Origin of the sequence: Corallococcus sp. AB038B (genome assembly GCF_003668955.1) — a bacterium.
Lineage (GTDB): Bacteria > Myxococcota > Myxococcia > Myxococcales > Myxococcaceae > Corallococcus > Corallococcus exiguus.
Genome location: NZ_RAWO01000009.1, coordinates 137051 through 153710, shown reverse-complemented (window position 1 = coordinate 153710; position 16660 = coordinate 137051). Strand labels below are relative to the sequence as shown.

Annotated in this window: 24 protein-coding genes and 1 riboswitch; of the genes, 14 read left to right on the top strand and 10 right to left on the bottom strand. The window is 69.4% G+C overall.

Annotated elements, in window-relative coordinates; translation table 11 throughout:
- Positions 1-44 precede the first annotated feature (44 nt).
- The 3 genes from D7Y04_RS29385 to D7Y04_RS29375 all read left to right on the top strand — a co-directional run bounded on the left by D7Y04_RS29385 (position 45) and on the right by D7Y04_RS29375 (position 1848).
- Positions 45-515 (top strand): NUDIX hydrolase, encoded by a 471-nt coding sequence (locus D7Y04_RS29385; protein ID WP_121761420.1) that lies wholly within the window; start codon positions 45-47, stop codon positions 513-515.
- Positions 516-576: 61 nt separating this feature from the next.
- Positions 577-646: riboswitch (guanidine-III (ykkC-III) riboswitch) on the top strand.
- A 17-nt stretch (positions 647-663) separates the two neighbouring features.
- Positions 664-993 carry a quaternary ammonium compound efflux SMR transporter SugE gene (gene sugE, locus D7Y04_RS29380; protein ID WP_120575499.1) on the top strand — a complete coding sequence of 110 codons (330 nt, stop codon included), beginning with the start codon at positions 664-666 and terminating at the stop codon, positions 991-993.
- 105 nt (positions 994-1098) lie between these two features.
- Positions 1099-1848, top strand: a complete 750-nt coding sequence (locus D7Y04_RS29375; protein ID WP_120594947.1) for a glutathione S-transferase — start codon at positions 1099-1101, stop codon at positions 1846-1848.
- Here D7Y04_RS29375 and D7Y04_RS29370 read toward each other — a convergent pair.
- The 3 genes from D7Y04_RS29370 to D7Y04_RS29360 are packed head-to-tail and all read right to left on the bottom strand — an operon-like array spanning position 1812 to position 3303.
- Positions 1812-2108, bottom strand: a complete 297-nt coding sequence (locus D7Y04_RS29370) for a Carotenogenesis protein CarS (RefSeq protein ID WP_120575497.1) — start codon at positions 2106-2108, stop codon at positions 1812-1814. The genes D7Y04_RS29375 and D7Y04_RS29370 overlap by 37 nt on opposite strands.
- Complete coding sequence (locus D7Y04_RS29365) at positions 2105-2764, bottom strand: NrsF family protein (protein WP_120594946.1); 660 nt, start codon at positions 2762-2764, stop codon at positions 2105-2107. The genes D7Y04_RS29370 and D7Y04_RS29365 overlap by 4 nt, the downstream gene beginning before the upstream one ends.
- Complete coding sequence (locus D7Y04_RS29360; protein WP_120594945.1) at positions 2761-3303, bottom strand: RNA polymerase sigma factor; 543 nt, start codon at positions 3301-3303, stop codon at positions 2761-2763. The genes D7Y04_RS29365 and D7Y04_RS29360 overlap by 4 nt, the downstream gene beginning before the upstream one ends.
- 188 nt (positions 3304-3491) lie before the next feature.
- Between D7Y04_RS29360 and D7Y04_RS29355 the strand changes: the two genes are divergently transcribed.
- On the top strand, positions 3492-4028 hold the full coding sequence (locus tag D7Y04_RS29355) for a DUF2378 family protein (RefSeq protein WP_120594944.1): 537 nt from the start codon (positions 3492-3494) through the stop codon (positions 4026-4028).
- Positions 4029-4103: 75 nt separating this feature from the next.
- Positions 4104-4592, top strand: a complete 489-nt coding sequence (locus D7Y04_RS29350) for a peptidylprolyl isomerase (protein WP_120581329.1) — start codon at positions 4104-4106, stop codon at positions 4590-4592.
- On the opposite strand, the gene D7Y04_RS29345 is transcribed toward D7Y04_RS29350, so the two are convergent.
- The 6 genes from D7Y04_RS29345 to D7Y04_RS29320 all read right to left on the bottom strand — a co-directional run bounded on the left by D7Y04_RS29345 (position 4586) and on the right by D7Y04_RS29320 (position 10574).
- Positions 4586-5860, bottom strand: coding sequence for a DEAD/DEAH box helicase (locus tag D7Y04_RS29345; RefSeq protein WP_120594943.1), 1275 nt, complete (start codon positions 5858-5860; stop codon positions 4586-4588). The two genes, D7Y04_RS29350 and D7Y04_RS29345, sit on opposite strands and share 7 nt — an antisense overlap.
- Before the next feature lie 97 nt (positions 5861-5957).
- The gene (gene fghA / locus D7Y04_RS29340; protein ID WP_121761419.1) at positions 5958-6812 is read right to left on the bottom strand and encodes an S-formylglutathione hydrolase; all 855 of its coding nucleotides are present in this window, start codon (positions 6810-6812) and stop codon (positions 5958-5960) included.
- Positions 6809-7921, bottom strand: a complete 1113-nt coding sequence (locus D7Y04_RS29335; RefSeq protein ID WP_014396689.1) for an S-(hydroxymethyl)glutathione dehydrogenase/class III alcohol dehydrogenase — start codon at positions 7919-7921, stop codon at positions 6809-6811. The genes fghA and D7Y04_RS29335 overlap by 4 nt, the downstream gene beginning before the upstream one ends.
- A 100-nt stretch (positions 7922-8021) precedes the next feature.
- On the bottom strand, positions 8022-8759 hold the full coding sequence (locus D7Y04_RS29330; RefSeq protein ID WP_121761418.1) for a response regulator transcription factor: 738 nt from the start codon (positions 8757-8759) through the stop codon (positions 8022-8024).
- Positions 8760-8779: 20 nt separating this feature from the next.
- The gene (locus D7Y04_RS29325; protein ID WP_120598293.1) at positions 8780-10063 is read right to left on the bottom strand and encodes a sensor histidine kinase; all 1284 of its coding nucleotides are present in this window, start codon (positions 10061-10063) and stop codon (positions 8780-8782) included.
- A 91-nt stretch (positions 10064-10154) separates the two neighbouring features.
- A complete protein-coding gene (locus D7Y04_RS29320) occupies positions 10155-10574 on the bottom strand; it encodes a hypothetical protein (RefSeq protein ID WP_120598294.1) in 420 nt (139 codons plus the stop codon).
- A 123-nt stretch (positions 10575-10697) separates the two neighbouring features.
- On the opposite strand from D7Y04_RS29320, the gene D7Y04_RS29315 reads away from it, so the two are divergent.
- The 9 genes from D7Y04_RS29315 to D7Y04_RS29275 all read left to right on the top strand — a co-directional run bounded on the left by D7Y04_RS29315 (position 10698) and on the right by D7Y04_RS29275 (position 15751).
- Positions 10698-11474 carry a HesA/MoeB/ThiF family protein gene (locus tag D7Y04_RS29315; protein WP_120581054.1) on the top strand — a complete coding sequence of 259 codons (777 nt, stop codon included), beginning with the start codon at positions 10698-10700 and terminating at the stop codon, positions 11472-11474.
- Positions 11462-11701, top strand: coding sequence for a sulfurtransferase TusA family protein (locus tag D7Y04_RS29310; RefSeq protein ID WP_014396694.1), 240 nt, complete (start codon positions 11462-11464; stop codon positions 11699-11701). Before D7Y04_RS29315 ends, D7Y04_RS29310 begins: the two co-directional genes overlap by 13 nt.
- 4 nt (positions 11702-11705) lie before the next feature.
- On the top strand, positions 11706-11978 hold the full coding sequence (locus D7Y04_RS29305) for a ubiquitin-like small modifier protein 1 (RefSeq protein WP_120598296.1): 273 nt from the start codon (positions 11706-11708) through the stop codon (positions 11976-11978).
- 10 nt (positions 11979-11988) lie between these two features.
- Positions 11989-12621 carry a ThiF family adenylyltransferase gene (locus tag D7Y04_RS29300; protein ID WP_121761417.1) on the top strand — a complete coding sequence of 211 codons (633 nt, stop codon included), beginning with the start codon at positions 11989-11991 and terminating at the stop codon, positions 12619-12621.
- On the top strand, positions 12585-13073 hold the full coding sequence (locus tag D7Y04_RS29295; RefSeq protein WP_121761416.1) for a Mov34/MPN/PAD-1 family protein: 489 nt from the start codon (positions 12585-12587) through the stop codon (positions 13071-13073). Before D7Y04_RS29300 ends, D7Y04_RS29295 begins: the two co-directional genes overlap by 37 nt.
- Positions 13074-13230: 157 nt before the next feature.
- Entirely contained in the window at positions 13231-14001 is a 771-nt protein-coding gene (cysC, locus tag D7Y04_RS29290; protein WP_120598299.1) for an adenylyl-sulfate kinase, read from the top strand.
- An 89-nt stretch (positions 14002-14090) separates the two neighbouring features.
- Positions 14091-14987: an ATP-dependent sacrificial sulfur transferase LarE gene (gene larE, locus D7Y04_RS29285; RefSeq protein WP_121761415.1), complete on the top strand. Its 897-nt coding sequence runs from the start codon at positions 14091-14093 to the stop codon at positions 14985-14987.
- Positions 14984-15523 (top strand): hypothetical protein, encoded by a 540-nt coding sequence (locus D7Y04_RS29280; protein ID WP_233601625.1) that lies wholly within the window; start codon positions 14984-14986, stop codon positions 15521-15523. Before larE ends, D7Y04_RS29280 begins: the two co-directional genes overlap by 4 nt.
- 63 nt (positions 15524-15586) lie before the next feature.
- Positions 15587-15751, top strand: coding sequence for a ribbon-helix-helix domain-containing protein (locus tag D7Y04_RS29275; protein ID WP_014396701.1), 165 nt, complete (start codon positions 15587-15589; stop codon positions 15749-15751).
- A 9-nt stretch (positions 15752-15760) separates the two neighbouring features.
- On the opposite strand, the gene D7Y04_RS29270 is transcribed toward D7Y04_RS29275, so the two are convergent.
- Positions 15761-16621: a tRNA pseudouridine(38-40) synthase TruA gene (locus D7Y04_RS29270; protein ID WP_121761414.1), complete on the bottom strand. Its 861-nt coding sequence runs from the start codon at positions 16619-16621 to the stop codon at positions 15761-15763.
- Positions 16622-16660 lie beyond the last annotated feature (39 nt).

Below are 16660 nucleotides of genomic sequence, written 5' to 3'. Positions count from 1 at the left end.
CGGCCTCTGAGCCACTTCGGGTCGGTCTGCGGAGGACACAGGCGATGACCGACGGGCGTTCCTGGGAAGGCAACTGGAAGGTCCGCATCCATGAGCGGCTCCAGGAGCGCGGTTTCAAGTCGCTCACCGCGTTCGCTGACTCGCGACCCGCCGTGCCGTTCGAGGACCTCGCGGAGGAACTTGGTAAGGACGATGTCGCGGGCATCCAGGTCCTTCGCGGACTGCTTGCCGAAGCGGAGCGGAGCAAGCAGGTCACGCGCTTCGTTCGCGACGTGTTCGTGCGTCACTTTGCCCACAGCCTCCCGAAGGGCTGGCCGGCCGTGATGGATGACCACTCCCGGTTCCTGTTGGCCAAGGCGCTCGCCTATTGGTCCACGGACATTCCTGAATCGCATCAAGCACGGGTCGATCAAGCAGGCGATGCGCTTGATGCCCATCCACCCCCGCCAGGCTGGCGTCCCCTCGGTCCCGACGACGAGCTCCTCCTCACGTTGCTGCCGGACGAGGAAGCCTGAGCCACCACCTCAAGTGGGTGGCGAATGGCTGCCATCCCGGTTAGCTTCCGCGTCGCGTGCGGAGTCCCCAGGGTGGGGCCTCTGAGCCCGGACGAGGTGCGCCGTACCCGGTCACGACAAGACGACGCCTTAACGGGAGTCGTGTGTCATGTCGCCGTCGTGGATCCTCCTCATCATCGCGGGCCTTCTCGAGGTCTGCTGGACGCTGGGCCTCAAGTACACGCAGGGCTTCACCCGGCCGCTGCCCAGCGTGCTCACGGTGGCCGCCATCATCGCGAGCATGGGCCTCCTGGGCCTCGCGGTGAAGCAGCTGCCCATCGGCACGGCCTACGCGGTCTGGGTGGGCATCGGCGCAGCCGGCGCGGCGATCGCGGGCATGGTGCTCTTCCATGAGCCCGCCACGCCCTCGCGCCTGTTCTTCCTGGTCCTGATGATCGTCGCCATCATCGGGCTGAAGGTCACCAGCGGAACGCACTGACCTCAAGACAGTGGGGGAGTGAACCCTCCTCGCGGATGGGTTTCCAAAGCGCGCATCCCACGAGCACAGGATGCGCGCCGGTTCCCATCACGCGAGGTGACGGCGATGAGCGACGCGAAGTTCGAGCTGTACTACTGGCCCGGCATTCCAGGCCGGGGCGAGTTCGTGCGGCTGGTGCTGGAGGAGGCGGGCGCGGACTGGGTCGATGTGGGCCTCCTCCCTGAAGCCCAGGGCGGCGGCACCAAGGCCGTCACGGCCATGATTTCCAAGGGCTCCGTGCCCGCGTACGCGCCGCCCGTGCTCAAGGTGGGCGACGTCGTCTTCTCCCAGGCGCCCAACATCTGCTCCTACCTGGGTGAACGCTTCGGCCTGGTCCCCGCGGACGAAGCCTCGCGTCTCCATGCCCGTCAATTCCAGCTCACCGTCGCGGATGCCGTGTCGGAAGCACATGACACGCACCACCCGCTCGCCGTGATGAAGTACTACGACGAGCAGAAGGACGCCGCGAAGCAGCGCGCCGAGGACTTCCGCACCCAGCGCATCCCGAAGTTCCTGGGCTACTTCGAACGCGTGTTGAAGGCAAACACGCAGGGCGGCGGGAAGTACCTCCTGGGCCGCGACTTCTCCTATCCGGAGCTGGCGCTGTACCAGCTGGTGGAAGGCCTGCTGTATGCCTTTCCCAATGCCATGCGCCGCGTCGCGCCCGAGGTGCCTGGCGTGATGGCCTTGCGTCAGCGCATCGCGGAGCGCCCTCGCATCGCTGCCTACAAGAAATCCCCGCGCGCGCAGCCCTTCAACCCGCACGGCATCTTCCGGCACTACCCGGAGCTGGACGACCCGAACGCGACGAAGTGACCCTGGGGCACCTCGACGATTTCGCGGGCGAAGAACAGGTCCTCGCCCACGCCGGCCACGCGCACCTGGATGAGCGGGTCGCTTGGGTACTGCATGGGCGGATCGTCGAACACCAGCGCCACGACGACGCCCACGCGGCCCAGGAAGCGCTCCGACACGGAGTCATCCGGCTCCGTGCGGACGATCATCACCGCCGCGCCCATGCGCACCGGCGCGCCGTCCACGTCTTCCATCAAGATGAGCGAGGGGTCGTGCTTCATGGTGCGTAGGTCCGGGGTTTGAGTCGTTTCGACAGCGCCCAGGTCACGAGCGTCAACAGCGCCCATGCCCCCAGGTGATAGGTGGCCACGTGGCCGGGGCCCTGCTCACACGCCAGCTCGCCCACGACCGCGCCCACCGTCCCCACCGCGAGTCCTGCCACCGCCGCGCGCAGCGGGTCGAACACCGCCGACCGCAACGCGACCAGCGCCACCACCAGGGGCACCAACGCCAGCGCCACGTGGCTCACTGTGCACACCCACTCGGGGAGGCTGGAAGGGCCCCGCGGGGTGGCCCGCGTCAGCACCAGCAGCGCGGAGCTCACCAGCGCCATGCCCACGCCCACCCAGCGCAGCCTGCGTCCTCGCGGGGACAGCGCCCCCCAGGAGCACACCGCGCTCGTGGACAGGAGCAACGCCAGCAGGGGCGCGCGGTCCATCAGCATCGCGCCGGTGGTGCGCCCCAGCGCCAGGAACACGCCCATCACCGCGAGCGCCATGCCCGCGGACGCCGCGAACACGCCCAACGCCTGCGAACGCCACCCCCGCACCGGCCGCTTCAGGGCCAGCTCCGCGCGCGATGCCGCCAGCGCGCGCTCCATCGCCTTCGGGTCCAGGCGGGGCGGGGTAGACCGCCATGGGTCGGTCGGAGGGCTCATGACACGTCCTCCAGTCCACCCAGCAACTCACGCAGCTTCTCGTAGCCCCGGTGTGCCCGGAGCCGGGCCGCGCCCGCGCGGATGCCGCGCATCTCGGCGATCTCCTCGAAGGACCAGCCCTCCATCTTGCTCAGCACCACCGCCTCGCGCTGCTCCACGGGCAATTGCTGGAGGGCGTCCTCGATGCGCCGGCGCATGGCCGGGTCCCCATCCGGCGCGGGCGCCGACGTGGGCCCGTCCTGTGGCGCGTGCGCGTGCGCGTCCACGTGCTGCTGATGCCGCAGCGCGTCCCGGGCCGCGTTCGCCGCGATGGTGAGCAGCCAGGGGGTGAAGCGGGTGCCGCGCTCGTAGCGGCCCCGGGCGCGAATGACGGAAAGGAAGGTCGTCTGCATGAGGTCCTCCGCCAGCGGCCCGTCCCTCACCATGCGAGCGAGGAAGCCGTGCACACGCCCGGCATGCCGGGCGAACAGCGCCTCGAAGGCCGGCTCGTCTCCCTGGCGAAACTGGTCCATGAGCACTTCGTCCGTCGCGCCTTCCATCGTCTGGCTCACGGACGGCCCTGCCCGGAAATCGTTTCCAAGGGCGGTCGATTGCCTCCTTGGAGGCTCCAAAGCCTTGAAACGACAAGCGCTGGACGTGACATCGCCGGAGGGCTCGCTTCCAGGACCCGAAAGGGTAGTGTCGCGCGCCTTACAGGTTTCAACGCGTTTCCCCAATTCGAGCGTCCATGTCCCCGGCCGAGGTCGTCATCCAGTCCACGCTGTTCGAATCGCTGCTGCGTTGCGTGCGGTTGGACAACGCGTTGCGCGAGCGGATGGCGGCGGCTGGCTATGACCCGGACCGGCCCAGGGCCAGCTATCCGGCGTCGGTGTTCCTGCGCTGCCAGAACCTGGTGCTGCAGGCCGCGTACGCGGGCCGGCCTCGCGAGGAGGCCCTGCGGCAGATGGGCCGGGACCTGGTGCGCGGCTACTTCGAGACGCTGGTGGGCAAGGTCGTGAACGTGGCCCTGAAGGTCGCGGGCCCGGACCGCGCGATGAAGCGGGTGGCGCTGAGCTTCCGCTCCGTGATGGAGCCGGTGGAGATCACCTCCACGGAGCTGGGCCCCAAGGACTGGCGGGTGACCTTCCAGGGCTATCCCTTCCCGGCGGAGGCCGCGGCGGGGTGTTGCGAAGAGGCACTGCGTCAGGCCGGGGCCGCCAATGCCAACGCGGTGCTGGAGTCCGACGACGGACACGGCCGCTTCGAGCTGCACATGCGCTGGTAGGACGTCCCTGTGCACGCCGTAACGGTGATCATCATCCTTCCACCGCGACATGACTGAATGCGCTATGAGGGCCCCATGAAAATCGGCAAGGACAGTGTTGTCGCCATTGACTACAAGCTGCACCTCGGCGACGGGAAGACCGTGGACGAGAGCGAGGCGGGCGAGCCGCTCGTCTACCTGCACGGCTACGAGGAGATCGTCCCCGGCCTGGAGAAGGCGCTGGAGGGCAAGTCCGCGGGCGAGTCGCTGAAGACGGTCGTCTCCGCGGCGGACGGCTACGGCGACTACGATCCGGAAGGCGTCGAGGAGGTCCCCCGGACCGAGTTCCCCGAGGACCTGGAGATCAAGGCCGGCGGCATCCTGAGCGCCACGGATCCGGAGGGCGACGAGGTCGACTTCCTGGTGAAGGAAGTGCGCAAGGACACGGTGCTGGTGGACTTCAACCACCCGTTCGCCGGCAAGGAACTGCACTTCGAGGTCTCCATCAAGGAAGTGCGCGCCGCCACGCCCGAGGAACTCGAGCACGGCCACGCGCACGGCCCCGACGACGACCACGATCACTGACCAGCGGGACCCTTCGGCCGGCCCTTGCCGTGCGTCCGGGCATGCCGCCCGGGCGCCGCGCCATCGGGCCGCTTGGAGCGTCCATGGTCGGCCTGGGGCGGTCCCGGGTCGCGCTGCTTCGCCGCGAACGCCTCCATCTCCCGCTTGAAGATGGGGTCCCTGCGCGGCACCTCCGTGCGCGGAAGCTCCTGGCGGATGATGCGCTCGATGTCCTGGAGCGTGCGCCGCTCCACCTCCAGCGCGAACAACGACGCCCGTCCACTGGCCGCCGCGCGAGCGGTGCGGCCAATGCGGTGCACGTAGTCCTCCGGCCCGTGCGGCACGTCCAGGCTGATGACGTGGCCAATGTCATCCACGTCCAGTCCGCGCGCCGCCAGGTCGGTGGCCACGAGGCAGCGGTACTGCCCGCGGCGGAATCCCTCCAATGCCTGACGCCGCTGCGCCTGCGTGCGGCCCGCGTGCAGGGCGGCGGACTTGTGGCCCGCGGCGGCGAGCAGTTCCTTCATCTTGTCCGCGCGCTGCTGGGTGCGCACGAACACGAGCGCGCTGGCCTGATCCTGTGAGAGCAGCGTGAGGAGCAGGGGCCACTTCTCCTCGGGCTTCACGATGTAGAGGTGCTGTTCGGCGCGGGGCGCGGGCGTACCGCTGGGCGTCACCTCCACGCGCACCGGCTTGTGCAGGGCGCGCTGTCCGAAGCGCGTCACGTCCGCGCCCAGGGTGGCGGAGAACAGCAGCGTCTGGCGCTGGCGGGGCAGCGCGTAGAGGATCTGGTTGATCTGCGGCAGGAAGCCCATGTCGAGCATCCGGTCCGCTTCATCCAGCACCAGCGTCTGGATGCGCGACAGGTTCACGGCCTTCACGCCCAGCAGGTCCACGAGCCGGCCCGGCGTGGCCACGATGAGGGTGGGACGTGAATTCAGCGCATCCACCTGCGCGTTCATGTCCTCGCCGCCGACGATGAGGACGGGCATGACGCCCAGGGGCTCACCGAAGAAGCGGGCCTGCTCCTCCACCTGCTGCGCCAGTTCGCGCGTGGGAGTGAGGATGAGGCCCCGGGTGCCCTTCTCGCCCGCGAAGCGCTCAATCATGGGGAGCAGGTAGGCGGCCGTCTTGCCAGTGCCGGTGGCCGCGCAGCCGATGACGTCGCGACCGGAGAGCGCGGGCGGGATGGCCTGCGCCTGGATGGGCGTGGGGGTACCGAAGCGGGCACGCTTCACCGCGCCCAGCGTTTCGGGGGACAGGCCCAGGGACTTGAAGGAAGCACTCATGCCCCCACGCCTCCCACGTTTCGGGCCAGGGAGGGAAGGGGATTGAGGGACAGGGCGCCCCGGTCCGTGTAGGCCTGGGGCGCCCCAGGGGCTGTTTTCAGCCCGCGTTCAACGCGGTTCCATGATGGCGCAGGTGGTCTTCCATGAACGTGGAGACGAAGTAGTAGCCGTGGTCGTACCCCTCCTGCATGCGCAGGGTGAGGGGCTGGCCCGCCGCCTCGCAGGCTTCCTTGAGGAAGTGCGGGTGCAGCTGGTCCGGCAGGAACTTGTCCTTCGTCCCCTGGTCCACGAGCAGCGCCGGGGCGCGCCGGCCGGCCTTCAGCAGCTCCGTGGCGTCGTACTCGCGCCACGTCTGCTCATCCGGCCCCAGGTAGCCGCCAAAGGCCTTCTTGCCCCAGGGGCTGCGGATGGGAGCCCCAATGGGAGCGAACGCGGACACGGACTTGTACCGGCCCGGGTTCCGGAGCGCCGTCACCAGCGCGCCGTGCCCGCCCATCGAGTGCCCGAAGATGCCCTCGCGGTCCATGCGCGCGGGGAAGTGCGCGCCGATGATGCCGGGCAGCTCCTGGGTGATGTACGTGCCCATGCGGTAGCGCGCCTTCCACGGCTCCTGGGTGGCGTCCAGGTAGAAGCCCGCGCCGGTGCCGAAGTCCCAGTCCGTGTCCTCGCCCGGGATGCCCGCGCCGCGAGGACTGGTGTCCGGCGCCACGAGCATCAGCCCCAGCTCCGCCGCCACGCGCTGCGCGCCGCCCTTGGTGACGAAGGTCTCCTCCGTGCAGGTGAGGCCCGCCAGGTAGTACAGCACGGGCACCTTGCCGTGCTTCGCCTGGGGCGGGGTGAAGACGCTGAAGCGCATCTCACCGCCGCAGGCCTCGGACGGGTGCTTCCAGAAGGACTGCGTCCCCCCGAAGCACGCGTGCTCGCTGACGAGCGTGGGCGTCACTGCGCTCATCCGTACTTCACCACGCTGCGGATGGACTTGCCCTCGTGCATCAGGTCGAAGCCGTGGTTGATCTCCTCCAGCTTCAGCGTGTGCGTGATCAGCGGGTCGACCTGGATCTTCCCGTCCATGTACCAGTCGACGATCTTCGGCACGTCCGTACGGCCGCGGGCGCCGCCGAACGCGCTGCCCTTCCACACGCGGCCGGTGACGAGCTGGAACGGACGGGTGCTGATCTCCTGCCCCGCGCCCGCCACGCCGATGATGATGCTCTCGCCCCAGCCGCGGTGGCAGCACTCCAGGGCCTGGCGCATCGTCTTCACGTTGCCGATGCACTCGAAGCTGTAGTCCGCGCCGCCGCCGGTGAGGTTCACCAGGTAGGGGACGAGGTCGCCTTCCACTTCCTTCGGGTTCACGAAGTGCGTCATCCCGAACTTCTCCGCGATCTCCTTGCGAGCGGGGTTCAGGTCCACGCCGACGATCATGTCCGCGCCCACCATCCGCGCGGCCTGCACGACGTTCAGGCCAATGCCGCCCAGGCCGAAGACGACGACCTTCGCGCCGGCCTCCACCTTCGCGGTGTAGACGACGGCGCCCACGCCGGTGGTGACGCCGCAGCCGATGTAGCAGACCTTGTCGAAGGGGGCGTCCTCGCGGATCTTCGCCACGGCGATCTCCGGCAGCACCGTGAAGTTCGCGAACGTGGAGCAGCCCATGTAGTGGTGGATGGCCTGCTTGCCCAGGCGGAAGCGGCTGGTGCCGTCCGGCATCAGGCCCTTGCCCTGCGTGGCGCGGATGGCCGTGCACAGGTTCGTCTTCTGGGACAGGCACGACTTACAGCCGCGGCACTCCGGCGTGTAGAGCGGGATGACGTGGTCGCCCTTCTTCACGCTGGTGACGCCCGGGCCCACGTCCACGACGATGCCCGCGCCCTCGTGGCCGAAGATGGCGGGGAACAGGCCTTCCGGGTCCGCGCCGGAGCGGGTGAACTCGTCGGTGTGGCACAGGCCGGTGGCCTTCAGCTCGATCAGCACCTCGCCCGCCTTGGGGCCCTCCAGGTGCACGGTTTCGATGCTCAGGGGCTTGCCGGCCTCGAAGGCGACGGCGGCGCGGACGTCCATGGTGGGGCTCCTGTCAGTGGGGAACGAAGACTCCCCACCATAGAGGCCACGCACCGCGTCGTCCGTGAAAAGAAGCGGCCCGACCCATCAGGGCCCGCAACTAGACGGAGATCAGGCCCTTGCGGATGCCCTCGGTGACGGCCTCCACCCGGTTTGTCACTTCGAGTTTCCGGTAGATGTGCTCCAGGTGCGTGCGGATGGTCGCCTTGGAGAGCGACAGCAGCCGGGCCGCCTCGCTGTTGGACACGCCCTTGGCGATGAGCTGGAGGATCTCCCGCTCGCGGTCCGACAGCGGCTTGAGCAGCGGCTCCTGCGCGGACGCCGGAGCGGGCTCCGATGCGGACGGCGCCACGGCCAGCGGTTCGGTGGGCACGGGCGCGGTGTCCGGCTCCACGCGGAAGTGGCGCAACAGGCGTCGCGCCAGGTTCGGCTGGATGACCGTGCCGCCCGCGCGCACCTCCTTGATGGCCTCGACGATCTTGTCCACCGTCGCGCCCTTGAGCAGGTAGCCGGACGCGCCCGCCTTCACGGCTTCGAGGACTTTGTCCTCCTCGTCGAAGATGGTGAAGATCAGGATCTCCACCTTCGGGAAGCGCGCCTTCACCTCGCGGGTGACGTCGATGCCGCTCATGCGCGGCAGCCCCAGGTCCAAGAGCAGCACGTCCGGCTGCTCGCGCTCCACCTCCACCAACGCGGCCTCGCCCGACAGCGCGGTGCCCACGATGTCGATGTCCGGGTGGCCCTCGAAGAGGCGCAGCTGGTTCTTCAGAATCTTGGTCTGGTCCTCCACGACGAACACGCGGATGGGGAGGGCGGGGGCATTCGGTGTCGGGTCCACGGGGCGGGCTCCGGTGCGTGTCAGGCGGAAAGGCAGGGAAGGGAGAAGGCCACCTGGGCTCCGGCGCCGGGCGCCGAGTCCACCACGATGGAACCCCCGAGCTTCATGGCCCGCTCACGCATGTTGAGCAGGCCGTAGTGTCCGCGCGGCGTGCGGCCCGGGTCGAAGCCCTTGCCGTTGTCGCGGACCACCAGGTGCACGCCCTCCGCGCTGAAGTCCAAGCGCACCTGGACCTCCTTCGCCTCGGCGTGCTTCGCGGCGTTGGATAGACATTCCTGGAGGATGCGGAACAGCGCCAGCTGCGCGTCCGGGGGCAGCTTGCGCGTCAGGCCCGTGCGCTCGAAGCGGATGTCCTGCCCGGTGCGGTCGCGGAAGGTCTTGATGTAGTCCTCCAGGCCCTGCGCCAGCTCGAAGTCGTCGCGCATCATCCTCAGGTTGCGGCGCAGCTCTTCAATCGACTCCTCCGCGGTGGCCTTCATCTCGCGGATCTCCGTGCGCAGCCCGTCCTCGCGCGCGAGGTTCAGGATGTACTCCGCCTGGATGATCATCGAGGACAGGGACGCGCCCAGGCCGTCATGGATTTCGCGCGCCAGCCGGTTGCGCTCCTCCACCACCGCCAGCTCCTTCAGGTCGCCCTGCAGGGACACCACCTCACGGTGCGCGGTGGCCTCGCGCTCGTTCAGGTACACGAGCACGTAGACGATGATGAAGTTGAGCCCCAGGTACCAGAGCAGCGTGAGCAGCTCCACCGCCGTCACGGAGCGGTTGAGCAGCAGGTCCAGGCGCGTGGTGATGGGCAGCGCCAGCAGCGGCGGCAGGATGGCCAGCGGCTTGGGGAAGAGGATGGCGAAGAGCGTGGTGAAGAGCAGCTGCGTCGCCAGCAGCGGGCTTTGAAGACCGCCGCCCACCTGCGGCCGGGCGATGAGCACCACGGTGATCAGCAGGTCGCAGCACAGCGACAGGTACGTCACCCACCGGCCTGCCTTCGGGTGGTCGATGACGAGCAGGTTCGCGACGCTGTAGAGGAGCATCGCGAAGTAGCCCAGGAAGGAGATGGGCCCGTTGAAGCCGAAGTAGCCACTCCACGCGGGCACCGCGAGGATGAGCAGGCCCAACGTGAGGAACATCATCCGCGCGTAGAACAGCGCGCGGGCCCGGGCGACGAAGCGGTCCTGCTCCCAGGAGGCGGCCGCCTGCTCCGCGGACACGTTGTCCGTGAGGTTGCGGCGCTCCAGCACGGCGCGGACGCGGGCCTTCAGGTCATGGGCCGGGTGCTCGTCGCCGGGTCGGAGGTCGCTGTCCATTCGAGCGGCAGCTTACGGGACCTTCCCGGGGAGCGGAATTCCCGGCAAGCCGCCAGGTGAGCATCCTGGCGGGTGCGGAAGGGGCAACGCGCTACTTGGGGGCGCCTTCGTCCACGCACGCCTTCTTGGCCTCGGGCTGGCGGGAGAGGACGAAGTCCAGGCGGTCGGTGGTCTGCCCCGTGCGCTCGTCGAACAGGGGCGTGCCGCCCGCGTACATGGTGCCCTTCTGGCTGCCGTACTTGTCCAGGTTGTGGGTCTTGAGCCAGCCGTCCACGCAGGCCTCCAGGGCCAGGCGGTCGCTGGCGCCCGAGTCGTAGGTCACGGCGCTCGCGTCCTTCGTGCCGGCCTCGGCGGTGGCCTCCGGGGGAGCGGCCTCGCGACCCGACTGGAGCTCCTCCTTGACGGTGCCGGTCTGCGTGGCCGCGTCCGGGCTCTCGCCGGTGTTCTTGTGGCAGCCGACAGCCAGGGACAGCAGGGTGGAAAACACGAGCGCGCCGGTCAGGTTTTTCATATGTCCTGGCAGGTGAGGGCCGCTTGTGACGGCGGCGGGTAGGGAAGGCTTCGGGAGCGTCCTGAAGTCAGGACGTGGAGTCGCCGCACCATATTCGTTCGTTCCTCACGGAGCACCAGTCCCATGCACGGTTCGCCGGATACCGACCATCACGCACGCATTCCCCACGCCACCCGCATCGAGCGCGCGCGGGTGCTGGTCGTGGGAGCGGGCGGCCTGGGCTGTCCGGCGTCGCTCGCGCTGGCGCAGGGCGGTGTGGGCCACCTGACGTTGGTGGATCCGGACCGGGTGGACGTGACGAACCTGCCCCGGCAGCTCTGGCACCGCACCCAGGATGTGGGCCGCTTCAAGGCGGAGTCCGCCGCCGCCGGCCTCCTGCGCGCCTTCCCCGGCTTGAGCGTGGAGGCCCTGCCGGAGCGGCTGGACGCGGGCAACGCCGAAGCGCTCTTCCGCGAGCACGACCTGGTGGTGGACGCCACCGACGGCGTCGCCACCAAGTTCTTCCTGTCGGACGTGGCGGTGCTCACCGGTGTGCCGCTCGTCTACGGCGGCGTGCTGCGCATGAACGGCCAGGCCCTGCGAATCGACCCCGGCGGCCCGTGCCTGCGGTGCCTCTATGAGGACGTGCCGCCCCCGGACGCGGTGCCCACCTGCGCGCAGGCGGGTGTGCTGGGCGCGATGGCGGGGCTCATCGGCGCGGTGCAGGCGCTGCTCGCGCTGGAGCTGCTGGCGGGCGCGGCCACGGGCCCCCGCGGCCAGGCCACGCTGCACGTGCTCGACGGCGAGACGCTGGAGGGGCGCACCGTGAAGGTGACGCGCGCGCCCGACTGCCCGGGGTGCGCCATCCAGACGCTGCCCCCGTTCCCTTCATCCCAGGAGGACACCGCATGCCCGACGTGACGGCGACGTTGGACATCACCCGCGAGGTGTGTCCGATGACCTACGTGCGCACCAAGCTGAAGCTGGAGTCGCTGCCGCCGGATACGCTGCTGGAGGTGCTGCTCAAGGGCGACGAGCCCTTGAAGAACGTGCCCCGCAGCGCGAAGGACGAGGGCCACGACGTGGTGTCCCTGGATCCACGCGGGGACGGCACGCACCGGTTGATCATCCGCAAGCGGGGGAAATGAGCCAATGGCCACGATTCGCATTCCGACACCCATGAGGACGCTGACGGGCAACCAGTCCGAGGTCCAGGCCACCGGCGCCACCGTGGGCGACGTGCTGCGCGACCTGGACGCGCGCTATCCCGGCATGGGCGCGCGCCTCTTCGACGACAAGGGTGCCGTGCGCCGGTACGTGAACGTCTTCCTCAACGACGAGGACGTGCGCGCGCTCAAGGCCCTGGACACGCCCGTGAAGGACGCGGACCGGATCACCCTCATCCCCGCGATGGCGGGAGGCTGAAGGGGCCGTCATGGCGCTGCGCGAGGATCAGATTCTCCGCTACTCCCGGCAGATCCTCCTGAGGGACGTGGGCGGGCGCGGGCAGGAGGCCCTGCTGGCGGGCGGCGCGCGCGTGGACGGGCTGGGCGCGTCCGGCCTCACGGCCACGGCGTACCTGGCGGGCGGCGGCACCCCGGTGACGGGTGTGGGCTCGCTGACCATGGGCCCCTGGTCTCCGGGGTTCCTCGCGTCCGCGCACGACGTGGGCCAGCCCGTGGCGGAGGTGCTGGCGCGCGTGGTGCCGGAGGTGAACCCTGACGCGGTGGGCACGCCCGGCGGCGGGCTGCTCGCGGAGCTGCCGGCGGCCTGGAGCGGAGCGGCCCCCTGGGTCGCGCTGGGCGGCGACGGCGCGCGCGGCGCGGTGGTGTTCCGGGGCGCGGACGGGTGCGTCTGGTGCTTCGGAGAAACGGTGCGCCACCTGGGCACGCCACCAGATGGAGCCATGGGCGTGGCCCTGGGCGCACTGGGCGCGCTCGTCTTCCAGCGGCTGCGGTTGGGGCTGGGCCCTTCGCTGGGCGGCCGGTGGTTGAGCGCTCCGGGCTCGATGACGGACCTGGAGCTCCGCCGGTGCTCGCGCTGCGCCGCGGCGGAAGCGAAGCCCTGATCCAGCACGCGCCACCAGAAGTGCTCGCCGGGATGATCCGCCACCTGGAGGCCGCGTGGCCCCAGGAAGGCTGCGGCGTGATCCTCCGAAGCGGGGCGGGGGAGGGTGACTCCTGGCGGGTCGTCCCGCTGGCCAACACCTCTCCCACGCCGCACGTCGCCTACGCCTTCGCCCCAGAGGTGTGGCTCCAGGTGTGCCTGGACGCGGACGCGCGACAAGAGGAGGTGGTCTGCGTCTTCCACTCGCACGTGGACGCGCCCGCCGTGTTCTCCTCCGAGGACCGACGCCAGGCCGCTCCCTCGGGAATCCCACTGCTGCCCCAGGTGTCCTACGTCGTGGTTGCCATACGCGGAGGCCGTGCCGCCTCCGCCTCCCGGTCTATTTGGAGCGCGGGCGATTTTCAGACTGTTCCGCTTGCATTGGCGGATTTCAGGTTTGAAAAAACCGTGTAAGGGCGGGAACTTGCCCTGCAGCCGACCCCACCTGCGGAAAGGTGGGTCCGAATTGTCAAGTGACTGGGTTTTCGTCTATAAAGCGGCGGTCTATTGGATCTGCCGCGTCCCACGCCGCGTGCAAGAAGCGCTCCGGACGCAGGGAGTTAGAACCCTTATGGCCACCAACAACGGATTCACCCTCTGGCTCACCGGCATGTCCGGAACTGGGAAGACCACGACGGCCGCCTACATCGCGGCCCGGCTCCGCCAGGTCGGACGTAACGTGGAGGTCCTCGACGAGGGCGAACTCCATAACGACCTGTGGGCTGGCATCGGCGACACCAAGGACGAGCGCAATATGATCGTGCGCCGCCTGGGCTTCGTCGCTGGCCTCATGGCCCGCAACGGCGTCGCGGTGCTCGTCCCCTGCGTGAGCCCCTACAAGTCGAGCCGCGAGGAGGTGCGCCGCGCGGTGGGCAAGTACGTGGAGGTCTACGTCGACTGCCCCACGGAGAAGCTCATCGAGCGTGACTCCACCGGCAAGTACAAGAAGGCGCTCAACGGGGAGATCCCCAACTTCATCGGCATCACGGAGCCGTACGAGCCGCCCACCTCACCCGAGGTGACCATCTACTCCGACTCGGAGTCGGTGGAGGACGGTGGGACGAAGATCTTCCAGGCGCTGCTGGACCTGGGCCTGATGTCCACGGACGAGCTGAAGACCATCACCGGCAAGAAGATGAAGGCCAACCCGCTGCCGCCGAAGAAGGCCCGCCGCGACGAAGAGGACCCGCCGGTCCGTGTCGCCGCCGTGAAGGCCGTGAAGGCCCCCAAGGCGGACAAGGGTTCCAAGGGCGCCAAGGCGCGTCCGGCCACCCGCGCCGCCCGCGTGGGCAAGCCGGCCCCGGCCGCGAAGAAGAAGGCCGCCAAGAGCAAGGCCCGGTAGTCCCCACCGCCGTCCTGACTGTCGAAGGGCTCCAGGTTGCCCGCGCGATGCGCGTGCAATCCGGGGCCCTTCCGTTTTAGGAGTCCCCCATGCTGAGCCCCGAGCGGATTGAAGCCCTCTGTGAAGCGTCCCGCCCCAAGCTGGAGGCGATGCGCGAAGCGCTGCGCACCCACGGCAGCGCGCTGGTGGCGTTCTCCGGCGGCGTGGACTCCACCTTCGTCCTCGCGATCGCGGCGGAGGTGCTGGGCGAGCGCGCCCTGGCGCTCACCGCGCTGTCCGCCTCCGTCGCCCCGGAGGAGGAGCGCGAGGCCCGCGAGCTGGCGGACCGCCTGGGCGCCCGGCACGTCGTCGTCTCCAGCAACGAGCTGGCGAACCCCAACTACGCCGCCAACCCCACCAACCGCTGCTACTTCTGCAAGACGGAGCTGTACGACCTCTGCGAGGCGAAGCGCGCGGAGCTGGGGCTGTCCGTGGTGCTGGACGGCTTCAACGCGGACGACTTCAAGGATCACCGCCCCGGCCACAAGGCCGCCAAGGAGCACCGGGTGGTCTCCCCCCTGGCCCAGGCCGGGCTCACCAAGGATGAGATCCGCGCGTGGAGCCGCAAGCTGGGCCTGCCCACCTGGGACAAGCCGCAGATGGCGTGCCTGGCGTCGCGCATCCCCTACGGCACCTCCGTGACGCGCGACCGCCTCCTTCAGATCGCCGCCGCGGAGTCGGAGCTGCGCGCGCTGGACTTCAAGCAGTTCCGCGTCCGCTATCACCAGGACGTGGCGCGCATCGAGCTGGCCAGCGAGGAGTACGCTCGCTTCTTCGAGGCCGGCATCCGCGAACGGATCAACGGCGCCTTCAAGTCCCTGGGCTTCAAGTTCGTGGCCCTGGATCTGGAGCCCTTCCGCTCCGGCCGCCTCAACGAGGCCGCCGGCATCGCCCCCGCGGCAGGGCAGGGGAAGTCCGAGGGCTTCAAGCTCCCGGTGGTGGGGTGAAGGGTCTCCCCTCGGGTTTCCTGATCGCGCTGGGCCTGATGCTGGCCACCCCTGCCGCCGCCGTGGAGTACCTGGATGACGGGCCGTATGCGCGCCGGCGCTCGCTGATCCTCACGGTGGGGCCCGGGGCCACGTACTCCGAACGGATCAGCGGGGACTCCGCCGTGTCCGGACTCGCCGGGCACCTGGACCTGGGGGCCGCGATCACCGTGGGCTACGGAGGGGACGAGGTGTTCCTCCTCGCGCGCGGCAGCACCGGCCGCCCGGGGGAGGATCTGACGCTGATCACCGGCTACCGCAGCGTCTTCGGATCCGAGTCGTGGCGGACCTTCTTCGACTTGGGCGTTTCCGTGCGTCCGATTTCTGGGCCGTGGCTGGGGCCTCGCATAGGGTTCGGCGCCAGACACACCCTCTCGGATCATTTCGCGTTGTACGGCGGGCTCGGCTTCACGTTCGGGTTCGGCTCCGGACTGCGCGCGGACACCGAGCTCTTCACCGGGTTGCAGTGGATCATCCCGGTGGGTTCAGCCTCGTAGGTTGTTTTCTTGAGGTTGTCCGACATTGTGAGAGGGTGTGTGCATCTGTCGGAGGTTGCGCACTTGGACATGAATCCCCGTCTCACCTCGGTCGTGTTTCGTCTCAACCGCGAGAAGTTGGACGCCCTGAAGGAGCTGTCGCGCACCACGCGCATCCGTCAGAGCGAGTACCTCCGGGAGGCCATCTCGGATCTGCTGGCGAAGTACGAAGCGCGCTTCGTGGACTGAAGCGCCACGTCAGCCCGGCGGCGCTCCCGTGAAGGGTGGCGCGTCGGGCAGACCGGGCGGGTGGAGGCGCTCGCCGGGCCCGAAAGGGTCCACCGCGGAAGGATAGCGGACCTCCCACAACACCAACCCATGCGCCGGGGCCTTGAAGCCGGGCAGGGCGGTTCCCGAATCCAGCGCCCCGTGCCACTGCTCCTCGGACAGGAGCCCCGCGGCCACCTTCAGCGCGCTGCCCACCAGGTACCTCACCTGGTAGCGCGCGAAGCCGTCTCCTTCCAGCCGCGCCTCGAAGAGCCCTCCGCCCAGCTCCCGCAGGGTGGCGGACTGAAGCGTGCGCGGCTTCTGGGGACTGGAGCGCTCGTGGAACGCGGTGAAGTCCCGCGTGCCCACGGCGCGGGAGAGCAGTGCCTCCAGTCTCTCCGGCGTCACCCGGTGGCCTGCCTGGAGGGTGACGTCCGCCGCCACATCCAGCGCGTACGGCCTCCAGGCTTCCGGGGGCGGAGTGCCCAGCGTCAGGTGGTAGCGGTACTCCTTGCCGCTCGCGCTCCATTGCGAGTGAAAGGCGCCCGGCGGCCGCTTCGCGATGCACAGCCCCACGTCCGGGGACAGGTGCGGTGCCAGCCGCGCGGGCAGCGAATCCAGGGGGACATCCTCATTGAGGCGCAGGCTGATGACCTGCATCCGCGCGTGTACGCCCCGGTCGGTGCGCCCGGACGGCATCACCGTGGCCGGTGAGCCTGCCTGCTCCAGGGCGTTTTCGAGCGCGTCCTGGACCGTGGGACCTTCCACCTGGCGCTGGAAGCCGCGGAAGTTTCCGCCGCGATACCAAGTCCACAGTACGGCGGGAATTCGTCTGAGAGAGGTCCGTGCCACGGCGTTGCGGTGTCGATGGGAGAAACACGATACTCCCGC

What these genes read in the sequence shown, in the direction of transcription:
- larE (WP_121761415.1), top strand. Translation starts at nt 14,091, where the DNA reads ATGCTGAGCCCCGAGCGGATTGAAGCCCTCTGTGAAGCGTCCCGCCCC.
- D7Y04_RS29375 (WP_120594947.1), top strand. Translation starts at nt 1,099, where the DNA reads ATGAGCGACGCGAAGTTCGAGCTGTACTACTGGCCCGGCATTCCAGGC.
- D7Y04_RS29365 (WP_120594946.1), bottom strand. Translation starts at nt 2,764, where the DNA reads ATGAGCCCTCCGACCGACCCATGGCGGTCTACCCCGCCCCGCCTGGAC.
- D7Y04_RS29320 (WP_120598294.1), bottom strand. Translation starts at nt 10,574, where the DNA reads ATGAAAAACCTGACCGGCGCGCTCGTGTTTTCCACCCTGCTGTCCCTG.
- D7Y04_RS29325 (WP_120598293.1), bottom strand. Translation starts at nt 10,063, where the DNA reads ATGGACAGCGACCTCCGACCCGGCGACGAGCACCCGGCCCATGACCTG.
- D7Y04_RS29335 (WP_014396689.1), bottom strand. Translation starts at nt 7,921, where the DNA reads ATGGACGTCCGCGCCGCCGTCGCCTTCGAGGCCGGCAAGCCCCTGAGC.
- sugE (WP_120575499.1), top strand. Translation starts at nt 664, where the DNA reads ATGTCGCCGTCGTGGATCCTCCTCATCATCGCGGGCCTTCTCGAGGTC.
- D7Y04_RS29305 (WP_120598296.1), top strand. Translation starts at nt 11,706, where the DNA reads ATGGCCACGATTCGCATTCCGACACCCATGAGGACGCTGACGGGCAAC.
- D7Y04_RS29345 (WP_120594943.1), bottom strand. Translation starts at nt 5,860, where the DNA reads ATGAGTGCTTCCTTCAAGTCCCTGGGCCTGTCCCCCGAAACGCTGGGC.
- D7Y04_RS29355 (WP_120594944.1), top strand. Translation starts at nt 3,492, where the DNA reads ATGTCCCCGGCCGAGGTCGTCATCCAGTCCACGCTGTTCGAATCGCTG.
- cysC (WP_120598299.1), top strand. Translation starts at nt 13,231, where the DNA reads ATGGCCACCAACAACGGATTCACCCTCTGGCTCACCGGCATGTCCGGA.
- D7Y04_RS29385 (WP_121761420.1), top strand. Translation starts at nt 45, where the DNA reads ATGACCGACGGGCGTTCCTGGGAAGGCAACTGGAAGGTCCGCATCCAT.
- D7Y04_RS29360 (WP_120594945.1), bottom strand. Translation starts at nt 3,303, where the DNA reads ATGGAAGGCGCGACGGACGAAGTGCTCATGGACCAGTTTCGCCAGGGA.
- D7Y04_RS29370 (WP_120575497.1), bottom strand. Translation starts at nt 2,108, where the DNA reads ATGAAGCACGACCCCTCGCTCATCTTGATGGAAGACGTGGACGGCGCG.
- D7Y04_RS29300 (WP_121761417.1), top strand. Translation starts at nt 11,989, where the DNA reads ATGGCGCTGCGCGAGGATCAGATTCTCCGCTACTCCCGGCAGATCCTC.
- D7Y04_RS29315 (WP_120581054.1), top strand. Translation starts at nt 10,698, where the DNA reads ATGCACGGTTCGCCGGATACCGACCATCACGCACGCATTCCCCACGCC.
- D7Y04_RS29350 (WP_120581329.1), top strand. Translation starts at nt 4,104, where the DNA reads ATGAAAATCGGCAAGGACAGTGTTGTCGCCATTGACTACAAGCTGCAC.
- D7Y04_RS29310 (WP_014396694.1), top strand. Translation starts at nt 11,462, where the DNA reads ATGCCCGACGTGACGGCGACGTTGGACATCACCCGCGAGGTGTGTCCG.
- fghA (WP_121761419.1), bottom strand. Translation starts at nt 6,812, where the DNA reads ATGAGCGCAGTGACGCCCACGCTCGTCAGCGAGCACGCGTGCTTCGGG.